15 protein-coding genes are annotated in these 19,544 nt (G+C 68.2%); 7 read left to right on the top strand and 8 right to left on the bottom strand.

Annotated elements, in window-relative coordinates:
• The first annotated feature begins 118 nt into the window (after positions 1–118).
• The 6 genes from BN2503_RS00800 (at position 119) to hisA (ending at position 4,054) form a co-directional block, all read left to right on the top strand.
• A complete protein-coding gene (locus BN2503_RS00800) occupies positions 119–370 on the top strand; it encodes a hypothetical protein (RefSeq protein ID WP_054254730.1) in 252 nt (83 codons plus the stop codon).
• Positions 367–813, top strand: coding sequence for a PIN domain-containing protein (locus BN2503_RS00795; protein WP_054254729.1), 447 nt, complete (start codon positions 367–369; stop codon positions 811–813). The genes BN2503_RS00800 and BN2503_RS00795 overlap by 4 nt, the downstream gene beginning before the upstream one ends.
• Positions 810–1,913 (top strand): pyridoxal phosphate-dependent aminotransferase, encoded by a 1,104-nt coding sequence (locus BN2503_RS00790; protein ID WP_054254728.1) that lies wholly within the window; start codon positions 810–812, stop codon positions 1,911–1,913. The genes BN2503_RS00795 and BN2503_RS00790 overlap by 4 nt, the downstream gene beginning before the upstream one ends.
• Positions 1,910–2,533 carry an imidazoleglycerol-phosphate dehydratase HisB gene (gene hisB, locus BN2503_RS00785; protein ID WP_054254727.1) on the top strand — a complete coding sequence of 208 codons (624 nt, stop codon included), beginning with the start codon at positions 1,910–1,912 and terminating at the stop codon, positions 2,531–2,533. Before BN2503_RS00790 ends, hisB begins: the two co-directional genes overlap by 4 nt.
• Before the next feature lie 50 nt (positions 2,534–2,583).
• Positions 2,584–3,252 carry an imidazole glycerol phosphate synthase subunit HisH gene (gene hisH, locus BN2503_RS00780; protein WP_175537912.1) on the top strand — a complete coding sequence of 223 codons (669 nt, stop codon included), beginning with the start codon at positions 2,584–2,586 and terminating at the stop codon, positions 3,250–3,252.
• Between the two features lie 61 nt (positions 3,253–3,313).
• Positions 3,314–4,054, top strand: a complete 741-nt coding sequence (gene hisA / locus BN2503_RS00775; RefSeq protein ID WP_054254725.1) for a 1-(5-phosphoribosyl)-5-[(5-phosphoribosylamino)methylideneamino]imidazole-4-carboxamide isomerase — start codon at positions 3,314–3,316, stop codon at positions 4,052–4,054.
• Between the two features lie 94 nt (positions 4,055–4,148).
• Here hisA and BN2503_RS00770 read toward each other — a convergent pair whose 3' ends face one another.
• From BN2503_RS00770 to BN2503_RS00735, 8 genes are all read right to left on the bottom strand, one after another.
• On the bottom strand, positions 4,149–5,345 hold the full coding sequence (locus BN2503_RS00770; protein ID WP_054254724.1) for a spherulation-specific family 4 protein: 1,197 nt from the start codon (positions 5,343–5,345) through the stop codon (positions 4,149–4,151).
• A 57-nt stretch (positions 5,346–5,402) separates the two neighbouring features.
• Positions 5,403–6,776 (bottom strand): exopolysaccharide Pel transporter PelG, encoded by a 1,374-nt coding sequence (pelG, locus tag BN2503_RS00765; RefSeq protein ID WP_054254723.1) that lies wholly within the window; start codon positions 6,774–6,776, stop codon positions 5,403–5,405.
• Entirely contained in the window at positions 6,764–8,338 is a 1,575-nt protein-coding gene (gene pelF / locus BN2503_RS00760) for a GT4 family glycosyltransferase PelF (RefSeq protein WP_054254722.1), read from the bottom strand. Before pelF ends, pelG begins: the two co-directional genes overlap by 13 nt.
• A gap of 139 nt (positions 8,339–8,477) precedes the next feature.
• Positions 8,478–9,485 (bottom strand): hypothetical protein, encoded by a 1,008-nt coding sequence (locus BN2503_RS00755; protein ID WP_054254721.1) that lies wholly within the window; start codon positions 9,483–9,485, stop codon positions 8,478–8,480.
• Positions 9,478–10,890, bottom strand: a complete 1,413-nt coding sequence (locus BN2503_RS00750; protein WP_054254767.1) for a PelD GGDEF domain-containing protein — start codon at positions 10,888–10,890, stop codon at positions 9,478–9,480. The genes BN2503_RS00755 and BN2503_RS00750 overlap by 8 nt, the downstream gene beginning before the upstream one ends.
• A gap of 11 nt (positions 10,891–10,901) precedes the next feature.
• On the bottom strand, positions 10,902–11,453 hold the full coding sequence (locus tag BN2503_RS00745; protein ID WP_054254720.1) for a penicillin-binding protein activator LpoB: 552 nt from the start codon (positions 11,451–11,453) through the stop codon (positions 10,902–10,904).
• A 123-nt stretch (positions 11,454–11,576) separates the two neighbouring features.
• Complete coding sequence (locus tag BN2503_RS00740; protein ID WP_082366456.1) at positions 11,577–15,497, bottom strand: tetratricopeptide repeat protein; 3,921 nt, start codon at positions 15,495–15,497, stop codon at positions 11,577–11,579.
• The gene (locus BN2503_RS00735) at positions 15,457–18,291 is read right to left on the bottom strand and encodes a bifunctional glycoside hydrolase/polysaccharide deacetylase family protein (RefSeq protein ID WP_233494970.1); all 2,835 of its coding nucleotides are present in this window, start codon (positions 18,289–18,291) and stop codon (positions 15,457–15,459) included. Before BN2503_RS00735 ends, BN2503_RS00740 begins: the two co-directional genes overlap by 41 nt.
• Positions 18,292–18,449: 158 nt before the next feature.
• Between BN2503_RS00735 and galE the strand changes: the two genes are divergently transcribed.
• Positions 18,450–19,469, top strand: a complete 1,020-nt coding sequence (gene galE / locus BN2503_RS00730) for a UDP-glucose 4-epimerase GalE (RefSeq protein ID WP_054254719.1) — start codon at positions 18,450–18,452, stop codon at positions 19,467–19,469.
• Positions 19,470–19,544 lie beyond the last annotated feature (75 nt).

Here is a 19,544-nt window from a genome sequence, read left to right as displayed (position 1 = left end):
GGAAACCTCCTGCGTCCAAAGGGACCGCCAGTATCGGGCCCGGCCGGGGGCGGGGGAATCCGGGATATTGCCATGACACGAATTTCGTGTTGCACGAACTTCGTGTAAACTGGCCGGCATGAAGAACCTCACCATCACCGTGGACGATGGCGTGCTGGAGTGGGCGCGCATCGAGGCCGCGCGCCGCGGCACCAGCGTGTCGCGCATGGTGGGGGATTTCATGGCCGATATGCAGCGCCGCGAGGATGCCTATGAGCGCGCCTACCTTGCCTGGCGCACCGACGAGCGCACCTGGCGCTCCAGCGCGGCGCGGGCGCCGGGCCGTGGTGGCCCGCGCAGTGCGGCGCTGTCGCGCAAGGCGTCGGCATGAGCGCTGTATTCGTCGATACCTCGGCGCTGATCGCGGCCGAAGATGGCGCCGATCCGGACCTGCAAAATGCCCTCTGCGACTGGCTTGACCACCTGTGGCGCACGCGCAGCGGCTGCACCAGCATGCAGGCCCTGGCCGAGTTTTACGACAACGTGACCACCCGCCCCGAGGGCGCCATGCCCCAGGGCGATGCGCGTGCCGCCATCCGGCGCTACCACGCCTGGACGCCCTGGCAGACCGACGCCGCCACGTTGGAGACGGCCTGGGCCATCGAGGCGCGCCACCAGCTGGCCTTTGGCGACTGCCTGGCGCTGGCGGCTGCCCAGCACAGCGGCTGTGCGCTGCTGCTGTCCACCACGCTGGCGCACGGTGCGGCGTTCGGTGGCGTGCAGGTCGTGCATCCCGCATTACAGGCCCCCAGTGGAGAGGCCACGCAACCATGAACGCCTCCCTGACCGAAACCGCCTTGTCCCGCATCCGTGCTGACGTGCGCGCCATGCACGCCTACACCGTGCAGGCCGCCGACGGCCTGCTGAAGATGGACGCCATGGAGAACCCCTTCGGCCTGCCGCCCGCGCTGCAGGCCGCGCTGGGCCAGCGCCTCGGTGCGCTGGCGCTGAACCGCTACCCGGGCCCGCGCACCGAGGTGCTGCGCGACGCGCTGGCGCGGCACGCCGGCATGCCCGAGGGCTGCGCGCTGATGCTGGGCAACGGCTCGGATGAGCTCATCAGCCTGGTGGCCCTGGCCTGTGCGCGGCCTGGCGCGCAGGTGCTGGCGCCGTTGCCGGGCTTTGTCATGTACGGCATGAGCGCGCAGTTGCAGGGACTGGGCTTTACCGGCGTGGCGCTCACGCCCGACTTTGAACTCGACGCCGCGGCCATGGAGGCCGCCATCGCCCAGCACCGCCCGGCCATTACCTACGTCGCCTACCCGAACAACCCGACGGCCACGCTCTGGGACGACACGGCGGTGCTGCGCACCATCGATGCGGCGGGTGCCCAGGGCGGCATCGTCGTCATCGACGAGGCCTACCAGCCCTTCGCTAGCCGCACCTGGCTCGACCGCATGCGTGCCGAGCCAGCGCGTCACGGCCATGTGCTGCTGATGCGCACGCTCTCCAAGTTCGGCCTGGCCGGCGTGCGCCTGGGCTACCTGATGGGCCCGGCGGCCCTGGTGCACGAGATCGACAAGGTGCGTCCGCCCTACAACGTGAGCGTGCTCAACAGCGAAGCCGCGCTGTTCGCACTGGAACATGCCGACGTGTTTGCCGCCCAGGCCGCCGAGCTGCGCGCTGGGCGCGACCTGCTGGTGGCGCAACTGCGCGCGTTGCCAGGCGTGCTGAAAGTGTGGGACAGCGAAGCCAACATGGTGCTGCTGCGTGTGCCCGATGCGGCGCGCACCTTCGAGGGCATGAAAAACCGCAAGGTCCTCGTCAAGAACGTTTCTACAATGCATCCATTGCTGGCGGGCTGCCTGCGCCTGACGGTTGGCAGAGCCGCCGACAACGCCCAGATGCTCGCCGCGCTCCAGGCCTCCCTATGACCTCTTCCGCACTCGTTCCCTCCGCCGCCACGGCCCGCACGGCCGAAGTCAGCCGCACCACGGCCGAAACCCGTATCCATGTGCGCGTCAATCTCGACGGCAGCGGCGAAGCCCGTCTCAACACCGGCATCGGCTTTTTCGACCACATGCTCGACCAGATCGCGCGCCATGGCTTGATCGATCTGGAAGTGCGCTGCGACGGTGACCTGCATATCGACGGCCACCACACCGTGGAAGACGTCGGCATCACCCTGGGCCAGGCCTTCGCGCGTGCCGTGGGCGACAAGAAGGGCATCCGCCGCTACGGCCATGCCTACGTGCCGCTCGATGAAGCGCTGTCGCGCGTGGTGGTCGATTTTTCGGGCCGCCCAGGGCTGCATCTGCACATTCCGTTCACGGCAGCGAGCATCGGTGGCTTCGACACCCAGCTCACCTACGAATTCTTCCAGGGCTTTGTGAACCACGCGGGTGTGACGCTGCACATCGACAACCTTAAGGGCATCAACGCGCACCACCAGTGCGAGACGGTGTTCAAGGCCTTCGCGCGCGCGCTGCGCGCCGCGCTGGAACTCGACCCGCGCAGCGCGGGTGTCGTCCCCTCGACCAAGGGTTCGTTGTAAAAATATTGTTTAAAGTGCCTCTAACGCTTACCTGGTAAGCGCTGGCAGCTATAAAAATGGAAGCAAAAACCGTTGCGGTAGTGGACTATGGCATGGGCAACCTGCGTTCGGTCTCGCAGGCCGTGCAGGCTGCCGCCGAGGGCACGGGCTGGCAGGTCGTCGTGACCGCCCGGCCCGACGCTGTGCGCGCTGCCCAGCGCGTGGTGCTGCCGGGCCAGGGCGCCATGCCCGACTGCATGCGCGAGCTGCGCGAATCGGGCCTGCTGCAGCCGGTGCTGGAGGCGGCCGCCACCAAGCCGCTGTTCGGCGTGTGCGTGGGCATGCAGATGCTGCTCGACCACAGCGAGGAGGGCAACGTGGACGGTCTGGGCCTGATTCCTGGCCAGGTGCGCCGCTTCGACCTTGCCGGGCACCTGCAGCCCGACGGCAGCCGCTACAAGGTGCCGCAAATGGGTTGGAACCGCGTGCACCCGGTGCCGCACAACGGCGTGTTGCACCCGGTGTGGGACGGGATTCCCGACGGCGCGTACTTCTATTTCGTGCACAGCTTCTATGCCCAGCCGCTGGATGCCGCGCACTGTGCGGGCGAGACCGACTACGGCGGGCGCTTTGCGGCGGCCGTGGCGCGCGGTAATATTTTCGCCACGCAATTCCACCCCGAGAAAAGCGCCGACCATGGCCTGCGGCTGTACCGCAACTTCTTGCACTGGAATCCCTGACTCCTCCGCCCTGGGCGACGAAGGCGCCCGTTTTTTCTTCTTTCCACCCACCTGCACGACCATGCTGCTCATTCCCGCCATCGACCTCAAGGACGGCCACTGCGTTCGCCTCAAGCAGGGCGATATGGACCAATCGACCACGTTCGGTGAAGACCCGGCCGCCATGGCGCGCAAGTGGGTCGCTGCCGGCGCGCGCCGCCTGCATCTGGTGGACCTGAACGGCGCCTTCGCCGGCCAGCCCAAGAACCACGGGGCCATCAAGTCCATCCTCAAGGAGGTGGGCGGCGAAATCCCGGTGCAGCTCGGTGGCGGCATCCGTGACCTCGACACCATCGAGAAGTACATCGACGGCGGCATGCGCTACGTCATCATCGGCACCGCTGCGGTGAAGAACCCTGGCTTCCTCAAGGACGCCTGCAGCGCCTTCGGCGGCCACATCATCGTCGGCCTCGACGCCAAGGATGGCAAGGTGGCCACCGACGGCTGGAGCAAGCTCACCGGCCACGAGGTGGTGGACCTGGCGAAGAAGTTTGAGGACTGGGGCGTCGAGTCCATCATCTACACCGACATCGGCCGCGACGGCATGCTCTCGGGCATCAACATCGAAGCCACGGTCCGGCTGGCGCAGGCGCTGAGCATTCCGGTGATCGCCTCGGGCGGCCTGGCAGGCATGGCCGACATCGAACAGCTGTGCGCCGTGGAGTCCGAGGGTGTGGAGGGCGTGATCTGCGGCCGCGCCATCTATTCGGGCGACCTGGACTTCGCCGCCGCGCAGGAGCGCGCCGACGAACTGACGGTTTAAGCGTCTTTTTGGCTGCCAGGGCGCTTGCAGCAAGCGCGGGCAGCTATCATTTTCGAGGCCCTCTGCCGCGCAAGCGGCAGAGGGCCTCGCCGTTTCAGCAGGACGGCAGGGCGCGGCTCTTGTTGATCGCGTCCACCGTGCCCAGCAGTTGGGTCCAGTACGTGGGCAGCGTTGCCCAGGGATTGCCGGTATTGGTGGCAGAGTCGTATTCCAGGTCGGTGACGTAGACGACGCCGGCGTTCGTACGGGCCAGGTTGGCGGTCTTCACCGCGTTCTGCATGGCGGTGCAGGTGCCGGCGTTGTGCGCCAGCATGACCTGCGCGCTGTTTGCCCGGTCGTAGACCCAGGTGTTGCCGAGCTGCTGCGGGTCGATGCCGCGGTAATCTTCTTCCTTGTCCTCGAATGTGACCAGCGCATTGGCCACCCCGGCATACGCCGCCGAGGGGAAGGTGCCAGGGTTGCCGACCACGTGCAGGGTTGCGTCGAGGCCCTTGATGTAGCTGTAGATGTCGCGGTAGAAGTCGAGCCGGTTGGCGCTGGAGGCCATCTCGTCGAGGAAGATGCCATCGATGGTCGGGTAGTACGTGCGGTAGGCATCAATGTTGGCCTTGACGTCGGCCACCGAGCGCTTGCCGTTGCCGAAGGCGGTGGAGACGTAGCCGATCACCTTGCCACCCTGGGCCTTGAAGGCCGTGATGGCCTCGGTGAACTTGGTGTCTTCCTTGGTGAAGATGCCGTCGTTCGGGTTCAGGATGGCGGTGATGCGCACGTCGGGGTAGCTCTTGGCGCCGCTGATCAGGGTGTCCCAGGGGGAGTTCTTGCCGGGGCTGAAGTAGGCCGGCACCAGCACTTCCAGCGGCTCGCGCTTGGGGCGGATGTACAGCGTGCGGCTCTCGCTCTTTGACTGGTTGGACACGGTGGTCGTGGCCTGCACCTGCAGCGGACCGACCTGGTTGCCCTGGAACGTGGTGGTCGCTTTGCCACCGATGGTCATGGCCTGTACCGGCGCGAAGCTGGCGGCAGCGCCGTTGAAGATCACGGGGGTGTTGTTGGCTGCGGGGTTGTCGTTCACGTCCACGCGCACTTCAAGGTACACGGGGGTGTTGATGTCGTGGACATTGTTTGCAGCGGAGGGGCTTGTGAAGGCCACGTTGATCTGCTGCGTCGGCGTGGGAGTCGGCGTGCTGCCGCCTGAGTCGCTCGACCCGCCGCCCCCGCAGCCCGCCAGTGCGGCGGTCAGGGCCAGCAGGGAGGCCGCGAGGCGATAGGGTGCGCGTGGTGTGTGGTGCATGGGGAGGGATTCCAGGGAGTTGGCGGGAATGCCGCGATTGTGACGGCTCGCGGGCCTCTATTGCAGCATGAAAGTCTGGTATTCGAGCTGGTTCAGGCGGCGCGTCAGCAGGGCCAGGCCGGTGCCCAGCGTCAGCAGCGTGGCCAGCGCGAAGCCGTAGCCGTACAGGGCCGCGCCGTACAGCAGCGTGTAGCCGGTGAGCAGCACGTTGAGCAGCACGAACTGGGCGCACAGCAGCAGCACGGTGCGCCGCTGGTCGAGGTAGAAGAAGACGTTGAGCACCGCCATCAGCCCGACCTGCAGGCCCGCGCCAACCACCTGCACATGCAGCAGTGGCAGGTACAGGCGCGAGATGCCCAGGGCGTCGAGCAGCGCCGGGCCGGCCACGAAGGTGGTCAGCACGGCCAGGCTCTGGATCTTGGCGATCTCGCCCAGGCCCTGCTGGATGGAGTACACCATCTCGTCGCGCATCGACTCGATGTATTCCAGCGAGCCGCCGCTGCGCACGGCGTCGTAGAACTTGTCGTAGTACTCGACGAAGTCGGTCTCGATGCGTACCAGGAAAACCGCCATGCCGGGAATGATCGACAGGTAGGACAGAAACACCGGCAGGTCGTAGATGAGCGACGCGCGCAGGCTGCCGATGATCTCGTCCGAGGTGGGCGGAAAGAACCAGAACATGAACTTGTCGGCCCAGATGCCCAGGTTGTAGAGAAAGCCGATGGCGATCAGCGAGGGGTAGAGCTTGTCGCGCTGCAGGAAATCGAACGCCACCAGGCGCCTGGCGGGGCTGAATTCCTTCACCACCAGCAGCCACATGCCTGCCAGCAGCACGTAGTGGCCCAGCACGAAGCCACCCAGCAGCCCTTCCAGCCCCCAGGCACGCATCCACAGGGAGGCCGCCACAATCAGCCCATACGACAGGCCAAACAGCGCGACGATGGCCTTGTAGCGCTTCATGCCCGACAGCAGCACCGTGAGCACCCAAACGCCGCACAGCAGCGTGAAGCCGGCCAACATCAGCAACCGGTACAGCAGGCTTTGCCCGGGCAGCAGCACGAACAGCGCCAGCGAGCCGAGCAGGCCTGCGCCGATCAGCACGAACACCATCAGGCCGTGCAGGTTGGGCAGGACGAGCTGCCTTTGCTTTTCGAACAGCCGGTCCGAGATGAAGCGGGTGAACGCCAGTTGCACCAGTCCGGTGTAGATCAGGCTGCAGGCAACGAGGTAGGTGACCGAGGTCTGGAACTGCGTCACCAGGTGGCCGGGCACCACCACGCTGGCACTGAAAATGCCGATGAGCAGGATGCCGACGATGGACAGCACCCAGGGCCCGGAGCCAATGACACCGGCGTAGGCGTAGGCCTGCACCAGCCCCAGCAGGGTGTTTTTGCGCAGCATGTGGCGCAGCTCGAATCCTATGCCTGCCATGCGGGGTCTCCGGGGGCGTGGGGTGCTGGGGGTGTGCGCTCTAGCGCGGTTTCATAGACCTTGCGGTAGCGCGCGAACATCAGCGTGTCGGTGTAGTAGCGCTCCACGCGGGCAATGGCTGCCTGGCTCGCCGCCTGCCAGGCAGCGGTGTCGCCGAGCAAGGCCAGCGCCGCGTCGGCCAGGCGCTGCGGGTCGGCGATCGGTACCACCATGCCGGAATGGCCCAGCGCGCGGTCCTCGTCGTCCAGCCCTTCCACCAGCTGGCGGCATGAGCCGACGTCGGTCGTCACTGTGGGCACCCCGGCTGCGTAGCCTTCGAGCAGCACCAGCGGCAGGGCCTCACTGATGGAAGACAGCACCACCAGGCCGATCTGCGGCATCAGGGCCTCGACGCGTTGGAAGCCTAGGAAGCGGATGTGCTCCTGCAGCCCCAGGCTGCGCACCAGGTTGTGGCACTCGGTGGCGTAGGCCGGGTCCTCGTCCTCGGGCCCGGCGATCCAGCCCTGCGCGTCGGGGCGCTGGTTGACCACGCGGCGCATGGCGCGGATGAAGGTTTTGATGTCCTTGATGGGCACCACGCGGCCAATCAGGCACAGCACGGGCGGCGGCGCCTCGGGGCGCTGCGTGCGCAGCGGCGCGAAACGTGCCAACTGGATGCCGTTGGGAATGTTGAAAGTGCGCTCAGCCGGTGCGCCATCGAGCACCTGGCGCAGCCGGTTGGCTTCGTACAGCGCGATGATCGGGTCGGCGCAGTGGTAGCAGTAGCGGCCTATCCACTCGAAGAACTGAATCCACATCTGGCGGAAGTACGACAGCTCGGTCGGGTCGCGCTGGAAGATGTTGCGGTTGTCGCGGATCCACTCGCTTTTGAACAGGTCGATCTTGCGTTCCTTGGTGTAAATGCCGTGCTCCGACAGGATCAGCGGCGTGCCGCGCGTTTGCGCCATCAGGCCGCCCAGGAAACCGGCGTAGCCCGTGGAGGCGCAGTGCACCGCGCGCACCGGAATGAGCTCGTGCGCCACCCGCGCCAGCATCCACAAGGGCTGGTACATGATGCGCACGGTCCAGAAGAAGTCCACGAACGACGGGTCGGCGCAGTGCTTGCGGTAGATGTCGCAGATGATGTTCCAAGCGCTCTGGCTGTAGAGAAAGTCCTCCAGCCGCAGGGCACCGCCGGGCAGCAGCTCCAGCGCGGCTTCGCGGAATGCGTCCATGGCGCGGGGGCTGTCCATGCCCTCGCTGAAGGCGTCGATCAGGCGCAGCGCCAGGGCTTCGCCACGTTCGCTGCCCTTGCGCGGCGCAGGCTGCTGGTGCCAGTGGATGGGCGCGTAGAGGTAGTGCTCCTCGAAGTGCACCACGTTGTCGGGCAGGGGGTAGCGGAATTCGCCGTAGTCTTCGCGCCGGCTGCCCAGGAAAACGATGGCGAAGCGGTATTCCGGGTAGGCCCGGATGATCTGGTTGATCCAGCTCGACACACCACCGCTGACGTAGGGAAACGTGCCCTCAAGCAGCAGGGCGATGTCGGCTGACTGCGCTTCAGGATGTGTTGACGGCTTTTTCATGGAGCCGGTTGCCCCGCAAAAGTGGCGGGTGCCAGACGCAAAGCACAGCCGGGCTGGCGGCCCGGCGAGCCTTTGCAACGCCGCAGATGCCACTTTTGCGGGCTCCATGAAAAAGCCGTCAACACGTTCTTAGGATGGTTCATGGCTGGTTCCAGTAGTCGATCACGGGGCGCAGCCGTGGCAGGGCGCCCCACTGCCCCAGCTCCTGCATGAGCGCGCGCGTCTGGGCGAAGTCGCCGCGCTCGAAACACAGCTCAGCCTGGTAGGGCAGGACCCGGGTGGCCGGCAGGCCGAGCGCGCGGGCCTGCGCATAGGCGGCCTGCGCTGCGTCGGCATGCCCCTGGGCGTGCAGCAGCCGCCCCTTGCGCAGGATCAGTGGCGCGTTGTCGCCCTGGGTCTGCAGCACCTGCTCGCAGTAGCGCAGCGATTCCTTGATGGCATGCTCGCGCAGGTCGCCCTGCACCAGCTCTTGGTAGATCAGCTCCCAGTAAAGGTCCGACAGGCGCCGCGCCGACTCCAGCGCACGGGCGCCGGTGGCGTCCTCGGCCTGCGCGGCGCTCAGGGCATCGAGCTCGCTGTCGATGGCGCGGTTGATGCGCTTTTCCAGGTTGTCCAGCATGCCGTAGGCAAGCAGGCGCAGGTCTTCGCTCGGGTCGCTCAGGACCGAGCGCAGCAGCGGCGAGGCCGTGCGCCCCGAGACGTACTGCAGCGCCGCCATGGCGCGCATGCGCGCCTGCAGCGGCGCCTGGGTGTTGCCCAGGAACGAGCGCAGGCCGACGTGGCGAAAACTCCCCTGGCGGCGCTGGTGCTGGTCGAACTCCGGCATTTGCAGGGACTCGAAATCCTGCTGCGTTTGGCCCTGGCGGTACAGGCGCAGCACGACGAACGCGGCCACGACGCCCAGGAAGCCGGCCACGGGCACCGCGTAGCTGCAGGCCACCATCAGCAGCAGGGCGGCCCAGCGCGGGCTGGCCAGGCGCTTGGGCAGCAGCGGCAGCAGCGTCAGCGACAGGGCCACGCTGGCCGCCGCGTGCAGCAGCAGATAGCTGAGCAGTGCGCCGTCAGAGCGCTCCTGCAGCAGGATCAGCGTGCTCCAGGCGCTGAGCTCCAGCCCCAGCGCCGACAGGCCGAGCTTGAGGTTAAGCATGGGCGATGCCGTGGATGTGGCGCACCGTTTCGATGGGTGCGTTGCTGTCGAGCGCGACCACGTGGGCGAAGACGCCGGCCTCGGCCAGCGACTGGTCGTTCTTCTGGTGCATCCAGCTCTCCAGCCGTGCGATGTAGCCCTCGGCCGTGGCGGCGTCGCCCAGGGGCATCAGCACCGCCAGCACCTCGCGCTGCGGTGCTTCGATGCGCCAGATCTCGTCCAGCTCGCGCTTGAGGCGCTGGATCTGCTGCGGGATGCCCTGCGAGACGGCGCGCGCGTGGAACTCCAGCGCCACGAGGATGCTGGGCACGCCGGTGCTGGCGTGGATGTGTGCCAGGCGCTGTACCTCGAAGGCGAACAGCGCCGGGCAGCCGGGAAACTCCTGCACGATGGGCCGGGCCAGCGTTTGCACCGACAGTCCGTCGGTGTAGTAGCCCAGCAGCAGGTGGATGGTCTGCAGGTTTTCTGCCTGCAGCGCGAAGAAAGGCAGCTCTTCGACCACGAGCAGGCCGTACAGCTCGCCCGCCAGGTCCAGCAACGGCGCCACGACGAGGTAGCGCGATTCGCGCTGGGCGGCCAGGGTTTGGCTGATGTGGCACAACTTGCGCGTTTGCAGCGCTTGCTGCACCAGCGGGTCGTCCACCTGCAGGGCGGTGGCTGTGCCGATGCTGGCCAGTGCCTGCGGCACGGGCTGGTCGCCCGCGACCGGGTACACCGCGGCGGATTCGAGCTGGCAGTACTGCGCCAGCAGGCGCAGCAGGGTGGCCGGGCCTTCTGCCTCGGCACGGTCGCTGCGGCCGACCTCGCGCAAGGTGGAGAGTGCGTCGCGCATCGACATGGGGCGGCCGATGAGCTCCTGCTCCAGCCGGTCGTGCGACAGGCGCAGCAGGTAGTGCTGGCGCACCAGGTGTTCCAGGCGCTGGTCCAGGTACAACTGCAGGGTTTCCGCGCGCCGCGTGCGTGCGTGCCACAGGCTGGAGAACTCGCCGACCAGCAGCACCAGGATCAGGCCGCCCAGGAAGTACATCTGGGGGAAGGCGTCGAAGTGGCCCAGGTTGAGCGCCAGCCATCCTGCCAGCAGCACGCAGGCACCACCCAGTCCGGCCATGGGGCCGTAGCGCAGCGCCAGCACCACGGGTGCCAGCCACGGCCAGGGAAAGGCGCCCCGTGCCTGCAGCGGGTCCTCGGGCGCCCAGAGCAGGCCCAGCGCCAGCGCGATCAGCGGCAGCGCCAGGGTCTCGCCCGCCATGACGGTGGGGCGGGTGCTGGCGGTGGCGAGCTTGCCCAGCAGGTGCACGGGCAGGTGCAGCGCCTTGCCATTGCCTGCCAGCGGGCCATCGGCCTGGTGCGCTATCTGGCGCCGCGTGGTGCTGGGGGTGGGGGAAGCGGTAGGGTCAGCGGCCATGGTACGGCCGATCAACGGGCACCCGAGAGGCCCGATTGCAGCAGCTTGCGGATCAGCTTCTGCGCGACGGCGGAGAGCGCCTCACGGCTCCAGCCGCTTTGGCCGCCAGAGCCGCTCCACAGGATGTCGCCCGTGGCCACGTCAAGAATCTGCAGCGTGACGCCAGCGGCGGGCTCGCCGTCCACGCCGACCTTGTAGCGCCACTCCTCCACGGTGCCCGCCAGGGCGTAGCGGATCTTTTGCTCGCGTGCCCAGTTCAGGGCGTCGTTCATGCGGGCGCTGTCGCCGGCGTTGAACAGGGCTTCCTGCTGCGTGGTGCTGGGCGCGCGCCGCACCGCGCCCACGTCCTGGGCGTGCAGCAGGGCCTGGGCGATGGCCTCGGCGCGGTTGCCGGCCAGCGGCGTTTCGGTGTGGTTGGCGAAGGGCAGCACGACCCAGCTGGACTGCCGTTCCAGCGCTGGCGGTGTGCCGCGGTCGATGGTGGAGCAGGCCGCCAGCAGCAGGAACGCGCCAGCAGTGGCCAGCATGCGCAGGCGGCGGGTGAGCGATGGGCGAGGGAGCATGTGGTTTCTCCTTGGGAAGCACTAGAAAGAGGCGGGGCGGGGGCGGGCAGTATCGGGGTGACTCTTGTTTTGATAGCTGCTAGCGCTTTTCCGGTAAGGGTTAGAGGCCATTTTCATTCAAACTCAAAAATGGAGCCGGTACGACAGTTGCAGGGAACGCGTCAGGCCCAGCGATTGCACGCCGGACTTGGTCAGGCTCCAGTCCAGGTTCAGGTGGTCCGGGCCGAACACGCTGCCCGACACCCCCAGGCGCAGCCCGTAGCCAGGGCCCAGGCTGCTGTGCCAGGTGCGGCTCACGCTGGCGTAGGGGCGCATGGCGCGCGTGTATTCCTGCGCGTAGCGCAGGTTGCTGGACAGTTCGACGCCGTAGAAGCGAAAGCTCTCGGGCAGGAAGAGGTCCGGCCCCATGGCCGTGCCGGGCGGCAGCAGGGTCTGGAACTGCTGGCCCTGCGGGCCGAGGAAGTTGCCGGGGTCGCGGCGCTCGAACGCATGGCGGGACCAGAACGCTCCGAACGCCAGCCCGGGCGCTTCCTGCCGGTAGGTGTGGCTGTACTGGAGCGAACTGTGGCGCCCAGTGCCCACCACGGCGCCGGTCTGCAGCATGTAGCGCTCGGCCCAGTGCGTGAGCGTGAACTGGTCCTGGCGTGTGGCCTGGTAGCGCAGGTTTGCCGCGGCGCGGTCCTTCATGCCGCCGATGCGCAGCGCCAGGCTTTCCTCGCTGGGCTGCTGGGTGCCGACTTCGCCGCCCAGGGTCAGCCGGTTGTCCAGGCGCTGCTCATGGGCCAGCAGCCGCGGGTAGGTGGTGGCGTAGCCGTGCCGTGCGGCGGCGCGCAGCTGGGTCTCGCCGTCGGTATGGCGCCAGCGCACCAGCACCTGCGCCACTTCCTCGTCGGGCACGTTGCGCAGCAGGTTCGGCGCCGTGCGCAGGCGGCGGATGCTGGTGAGCTCCATGTCGAGCGACAGCCGGGGGCTGACCGCCAGGTGCAGCAGCGCGGCGTTGCGCACCTCGTCCATGCCGCCGAGCTGGCTGTACTGCGTGCTGGCGCCTGCCTGGTCGCTGAAAGCCAGCAGGTTCTCGGTGAGCTGCAGGTGCAACGGGGCATCGTCGTGCTGGTCGTGCTGGGTCTCGAAAGCGGCGCTCTGGGCCAGTCGCACGTCATGCACGGCAGCGGCTGCGTTCACGCGGTCGTAGCGCGGCAGGCGCTCGTCGAATTCCTGCAGCAGCTGGCCCGTGGCGGCCTTGTCGTCCTCGGCCAGGGCCACGGTGATGTCAGCCCACAGCGGGCGGTTGGCGCGCAGGCCGTGGGCGCGCGCGTACTGGTGCCACAGGTAGCCGCGCTCGGCGGTGTATTCGCCCGCGTCTTGCAACCAGCCGATGGCGGTTTCTGCCGCCGCGTTCGACAGGCTGTCTTCCGCGTCCTGGTCGAGGCGCAGCAGCTCGCGCAGGATGGCCAGGGCTGGATCGCCGGGCCGCTGCGTCATCAGCAGGCGCGCGCGTGCGATGCGCCGCGTGGTGTCCAGCCCCTCCTCGGTCAGCCAGCGCTGGCGTGCCTCGGCGGCCGAGGCCGCATGCATCTGCTGGCGCTGCTGCGCCAAAAGGTGGCGGCGCAGGCGCCAGGCCTGGTCGGCCTGCTGGTTTTGGTCCAGCGCGTCGGCATAGTTCATGAGCCACAGGAAGTCGCTCTGGTGCGCGTGCAGCTGCGGCGTCAGGTAGCGGTCCAGCGCCGTCTGCGGCAGGGAGAGGGCCTGGTAGGCAGAGGCCAGGGAGTCGTGCAGCTCCGGGTCCGCGCTCCAGCGCACCTCGTGGGTGGCGAGCAACTGGCGCAGCGCTGCAGCGTCGTTGCTGTCGATGAACAGCCAGAGCAGGGCGCTGCGCATGTCGGTGGAGCTGGGGGCGGCGCGCAGGCCGTTCTCGAAGTAGGCGCGCGCGCGGCCAGTGGCGCCGGTGTTCTGGTAGTAGGTGCCCGCCAGGCGCAGGTACTCGGGCGTGGCGAGCAGCGCGGCGGCGGCCTGCCGCTGTGCGGACGTCGGGGCGTCCACGTCGTGCACCAGGCGGGCGGTGTCGGCCCAGCGGCTGCGGCTGACGTGGAAGGTGAGCGCGTCCACCAGGTATTCCGGTTGGGCGTAGCGCTGCCACGCCATTTCGCTGATGCGCGCCGCTTCCAGCGGGTAGTCGCTGCGCAGCAGGCGCACCAGCGCCTCGAAGTCGGAGGGCTCGGCCTCGGGCAGCGTGATGAGCTTGCGGTAGGCCTCCACGGCCAGGGCCTGGCGCTGGCGGCTGTCGGCCAGCTGGCCGGTGAGGCGCCAGTAGTCTTGGGCCTGTGCCTGGGGCACATCGCCGTGGCGTGCGGCTTCCAGCCAGGGCAGTCCGAGCTGTGGTTGGCGCAGCAGCAGGGCCAGCACGGCGGCCTGCATGGCGCGCTGGGGTGTCAGGGTGTCGGGCTGGGCGAAGAGCTTGCGCCACTGCTGCAGCGCCAGTTCGGGTTGTCCGGCCCGCTCGGCCAACTGGGCGAGCAGTTCCTGGGCCTCGACGCCTTGGCCGTGCGCCTGCAGGTAGTCGATGGCGTGCTGGGGCTCGCCCAGGCGTTCGTAGGCAGCCACCAGTTCGCGCACCAGGCGCATGTCGGACGGGCGGCTGCGCAGCTGGTACAGCAGGGCCTGGGCCAGCGCGGCGTCGTCGAACTGTCCGGGGGCGATGCGCAGGACCGCCTGCCAGGCATCGGGGCGCTGCGTCTGCTGCGCGATGGCGAGCCAGTTCTCCAAGGCCACGTCGGCGCGCTCCGTCCATTCCGACACCCGCGCCAGGCGCTCGCGCCAGGCGATGTCCTGCGGCCGCTGGCGCACGGCGGCGCGCGCAATGGCCCAGGCGTCGTCCTGCTTGCGGTTTTCCAGGAAAACCTCGTAGGCCAGGCTGTAGACCTTGTCGTCGAAGGGCAGGCCAGGTGCGTGGGGCTGCGCTGCCGCTTTGCCTTCGGCTGCGCGCACCATGCGCCAAGGGCCAAGCGCCGGGCTGGTGGTGCTGCCTGGGGGCAGCAGCCAGTGCGCGCCGTCGTCGAACACGGGCGCTTGGCGCGGTGCCTGCGCGCGCAGCGCGGCGGGCTGCATGAACGGACGGGCTGCCACCTGCAGTGGGGCCGGTGCGTCCTCGGCGGGCCGCAGTAGGGCCATGCGCAGGAGCTTGCGCACGTAGCGGTCGGCCACGTCCGGTCGCGCAGCGGCGCGGGCCAGCTCGGTCATGCGCAGCAGCACCTGGGGGTCATCGATGAGTACGCCGATCTCCCGCTCGCCCAGGGCCACCGCGTCGGCCAGCCGGTTGCCGGACTGCAGTGCGTCCAGGGCAGCGAGGAAGTAGGCCTTGGCGTGCTGCGGATCGGTGGTGGTGCGCCGCGCCAGGATGTAGAGCTGGGCGCAGGTTTCGTAGTCGGAAACGCCCAGGGCCTCGCGCGCGGCCTGTTCGTACAGGCGGGCGGCTTCTTCGGGGTCGGCCTGCCGTGCGGCCAGTTCACGCGCGCTCTGTTGCGCGAAGGCCGGGTCGTGGAACTGTGCGCCCCACTGGCCCAGGCGCGCCAGCCGGTCGGCGGGCCAGTCGTAGCGGCGCAGTGCCTGCAGCTTCTGCTTCATCACCGGGCGCAGGCGGGCGCGCTCCTCGCTATCCGCAGCGAGGGCGATGTACCCGGCGTAGTCGAGCTCCCAGTCCAGCCATGCCAGCTCGCGCTGAATCTGCGGGTCGGAACTGCCGCGCACGCGTTGCAGCTCCTCGCGCGCCTCGGGCAGTTCCCCCAGCAGCAGGTGCTGGCGCGCCAGCAGCAGGTGCAGTTGCATGTTGGCCGGGTCGCTGCGCAGCAGGTTCTCCAGGTACACCACCGACAGCGCGATGTCGGTGTCGGCCGTGGCCGTGGCCAGGCGCCGCTCCAGATCCTGCCGCGGATAGAGCAGCCAGAGCGCACCGCCGATCAGACCGGCCAGGAGCACGATCAGCCAGGCTGGGGCCAGGACTGGCCGCTCAGCGGGCTGGGCATTGAACCTGGATGTCTGCTGCAGCATGGGAGAGCCGGTAGGCGCGCGCGGCAGGGCCGGAGGCACGGGATGAAGAAAGGGGGCTGAGCGCACGGCCATCGGCGCGCACCTGGCAGGCGCCAGCGTCGCGCAGGCTGAACTCCAGAGGCGCATGGCCTTGCAGCGAGAAGCGTACCGACGTGCCCTCGGCCTGCCAGGCAGTCAGGCGCGCATTGGCCTCGTACAGCGAAGGGCGTGCGGCGGGCTGGGCGGCTGTGCCGCTGCGCAGCCAGGCGTCGCCGCCCGTGAGGTGCACGTAACTGCCTTCGGGGCCTTCGCGCCAGCCGGCCACGCCCTGGCTCGTGGCAGGCAGCGGTGTACCGAGGGCTGCGGGAAGGCGTACGGTGCGCAATGCGCCATTGCCGCGGATGCGCCAACCTGCGCCATCGCGTGCGATGGCCATGCCATGCCAGTCCTGCACCTTGTAGATGTACTCCGAAGGGAAAACCGGGTGCAGCGGCTGCGCCACGGCCCAGCTGTAGACCTTGTGCAATGCGTTCAGGCCGGCGCGTTTGCTGGCCGAGTACGTGTGGTAATAAATATCAACGGGCTTGAGGCGGCGCGGCGATTCGGTCAGTGCAAAAGTTTGCAGCACCCGTTGGTAGCCATAGAACGGCCCTTTCCACAGGGAGGTGTAGATGTTTTCGTTGGTGATCGGGGCGTACACCTGCAGGAAGCCGTTCTTCGTGATGCCCAGGGGGCCGACCTCGGTCAGCGTGGGCACGTTGTCGGTGATGGAGGTGTCCCCGCCGTTCATGTTCAGCAGGCCGGCGCGCTCGGTGATCTCCAGTGCTTCGGCATTGGGCGCGGTATCGCCCGACCACAGCAGGATGCGCACTTTCTTGTCCGGCGGCGCCAGCCGCTCGTTGATGTACTGGCTCGACCCGACGATCTCGCGCCGCAGGTCCATGGTGTAGCCCGGCACGTGCAGGCCCTCGGCCGCCTCCGACTTGTCGCCGAAGACGCCGTGGCGCACCTTGGTGTCCCACAGGAACGGGTGCGAGAACGTGTGGCTGGCGATTTCCACATGCGGCAGCTGGAAGATCTTGCGTGCCACCTCTTCGAGCTGTGGGCTCAGTTCCGGGTACAGGCCGTGTGGCGCGGTTTCCGCCTCGATGACCGAGATGGCGTGGGGAATGCGGTACTTCTCAATGATCTCGCGCCGCATCACGTCGGCGGCCAGCGGGCTGCCGGCCAGTTCGGCGCGCGAGGCGAAGCCGTCGCCGTCCACGTGGGCGAACAGCATGCGGCGCCCGTTCTCGGTGGTGGCGTCGGGCACGGGCAGCGCGGGCAGGCGCAGGCTGCGCTGCAGCAACGCGAAAGGATCGGCCACCCAGTGCGAGAACTCGGTGCCGGGCACCTCGGCGGTCACGAACGGGTTGGCCAGGAAGCCGCCCCAGGGCATGAGGGCGCCGCCAAGGAACGCCTGGTCGCGTTCGTTGCGTAGCTCGACCAGCGGCTGCGCACCATCCGAAGGCGCTTGCGGGGCGTTCCAGACAAAGCGGGGGCCGTCGAGCGGCTCGGGGTCGGCCTCGAAACCGAGCAGCGGGCTGGTGTGCACGATGCGTTGCGGCCCGTTGGCCCGCACGGGCTGAATACCCAGCCGTTCCGACAGCGACTGCGTGAGCAGAAAGCCAAAGTCGCCCAGCACGAGCAAGGGCATTTGCTCGTCCAGCCGCGCCTGCAGCCAGCGCGCCAGGGGCGCCACGCGGTCCTCCGGCACATAGCCGGTGAACCAGGTCACTACCCCGGCGTAGCGGTCCCGGCCGACGGCGGGCGGCGCGCCCTCGCGGATGTCGGCGAAATCCACCACATAGCCGAGGTGGTTCAGCGGCATCTGCAGGAAGCGGTGCGCCAGCGAATAGTTGAGCGAGGGCGTCTCGGCGCCGTTGTAGACCACCAGCACGCGGCGTGGCACGGGCTCGATGCTGCCGATGCCGATGGTGGACAAGGCCGCGTCGCTGACCCAGGGGATGAACCCGTCGGCGGCGATGCGCGCGGCCGTGGCGCGCGCCAGCGCCCGGTCGTGCGGCGGCGCGTAGTCGATGGCCAGCACGGGCAGGCCGTCGCGCTGCTGGATGGTACGCAGCTGTGCCTGCAGCCATGCGCGGTCCTGGGGGGTGACGTCCTCGTAGCGCTGGGTGCGGGCGTTCCAGCCGCGGTACAGCGACTCGGCCGCCACCATCTCGATCTTGTCGCGCACGCGCGGCACGATGTCAAAGCCACGGTTCAGGATGAGCCGGATGCCGGGAAAGCGCTGGTGCAGGGTCTCTATCACACGCACCAGGCCGTCTTGCTGGGCCTGTTCGTCGAACTGCGCCGCCAGGCGGTAGGAATCCATGGTGTCGAGAAAGAAGCCCCGGTAGCCGCGCTCCCACAGCGGGGCCACCACCCGGCTGGCAAAGAAGTCGGGCCAGTCGGCCACGCTCTGGTCGATCACGTCGGACTGCCAGTCCTTGTTGCGCGCGAACTTCCAGGCCGGCGGAATCTCGGCGTAGTGCGCGCGCGCAGGCAGCACTTCGGTCACCGAGACGTAGGCGTAAAAGCGCGTGGGCGCGAGTTGCGCACGGGCGTTGCCGGTGGGGTGGGCGGCGTGGTCCGGTTCGACGACCACGATGTCGAACGCGCGGAAGTCAGACAGCGGCAGCGCATTACCGTAGTACAGCGCGACGGCCGGCGTGGCCGCATGCAAGGCAGTGGGCAGCAGCCCGCAGGCCAGCAGGCGCACAAGGCCTCGCCCCAGGCGCAGTCCGAGGTGCCGCGCCATGGCGAGCGTCGTCATTGCGATAGATTCAGTGGCGGGCAAAAAGAGATCCTGGAGGCGGGAGTTCGGGCGATTCTATTAAGATGCAAATAGATTTTGCAAATCATTCATTTGTTAACAATAGTTGAATTTTCTGCTGTGGTTTGTCACGGTGGTGCAGAAGAAAGAGGTGCCGTGTGATTCTTGTGACGGGTGGCTGTGGCTATATCGGCTCGCACCTCTGCGTGGCCCTGGCCCAGGCGGGTGAGCCGTACCTGGTGGTGGACAACTTCAGCAACAGCCGGCCCTCGGTGTTGGAGCGGGTGGCGCGCATTACGGGCCAGGCGCCCGCCTTTGTCGAGGGTGACGTGCGCGATGTCGCCCTGCTGCAACAGCTGTTTGCGCGCCACGCCATCTCGGCGGTGGTGCACCTGGCGGCGTTCAAGGCCGTGGGCGAGTCGGTGCGCGAACCGCTGATGTACTACGGCAACAACGTGGCCGGCACGGTGGCGCTGCTGCAGGCCATGCGCGACGCGGGCGTGCGCAGCATGGTGTTCTCCTCCTCTGCCACGGTCTACGGCGACCCGGCCAGCCTGCCGATCCGCGAGGACTTTCCGCTCTCGGCCACCAACCCCTACGGCTGGAGCAAGCTGATGATGGAGCAGGTGCTGGCCGACGTGGCGGCGGCCGAGCCGGGCCTGTGGCGCATCGCGCGGCTGCGCTACTTCAATCCGGTGGGCGCGCACGAGAGCGGCCTCATCGGTGAGGACCCGCGGGGCATTCCCAACAACCTCCTGCCCTACGTGGCGCAGGTGGCCGCGGGGCAACGCGAGGCGTTGAGCGTGTACGGCAACGACTACCCCACCGTGGACGGCACGGGGGTGCGCGACTACATCCATGTCTGCGATCTGGCCGAGGGCCATGTGGCGGCGCTGCGCTACCTGCGCCAGCACCCGGGTCTGCTGACGGTGAACCTGGGCACGGGCCAGCCGGTGTCGGTGCTGGAGATGGTGCGCGGCTTCGAGCAGGCCAGCGGGCGCCCGGTGCCCTACCGCATCGTGGCGCGCCGCCCCGGCGACGTGGCCGCTTGCTGGGCCGACCCCGCGCTGGCCGAGCGCCTGCTGGGCTGGCGTGCGCGCCGTGGCGTCGAGGCCATGTGCCGCGATGCCTGGCGCTGGCAGGACGGCGAGGCGCGCAGGCTCGCCAATGCTCCTTGATTGATAGCTGGTAGCGCTTGTTAGGCCTTGTTTTTTCTATCAATCACTATGGAAATCAAGGAATGCCAAGCGCAA

The organism is Paenacidovorax caeni, assembly GCF_001298675.1.
Classification (GTDB): domain Bacteria; phylum Pseudomonadota; class Gammaproteobacteria; order Burkholderiales; family Burkholderiaceae_C; genus Paenacidovorax; species Paenacidovorax caeni.
This window is presented reverse-complemented; position numbering and strand designations above follow the sequence as displayed.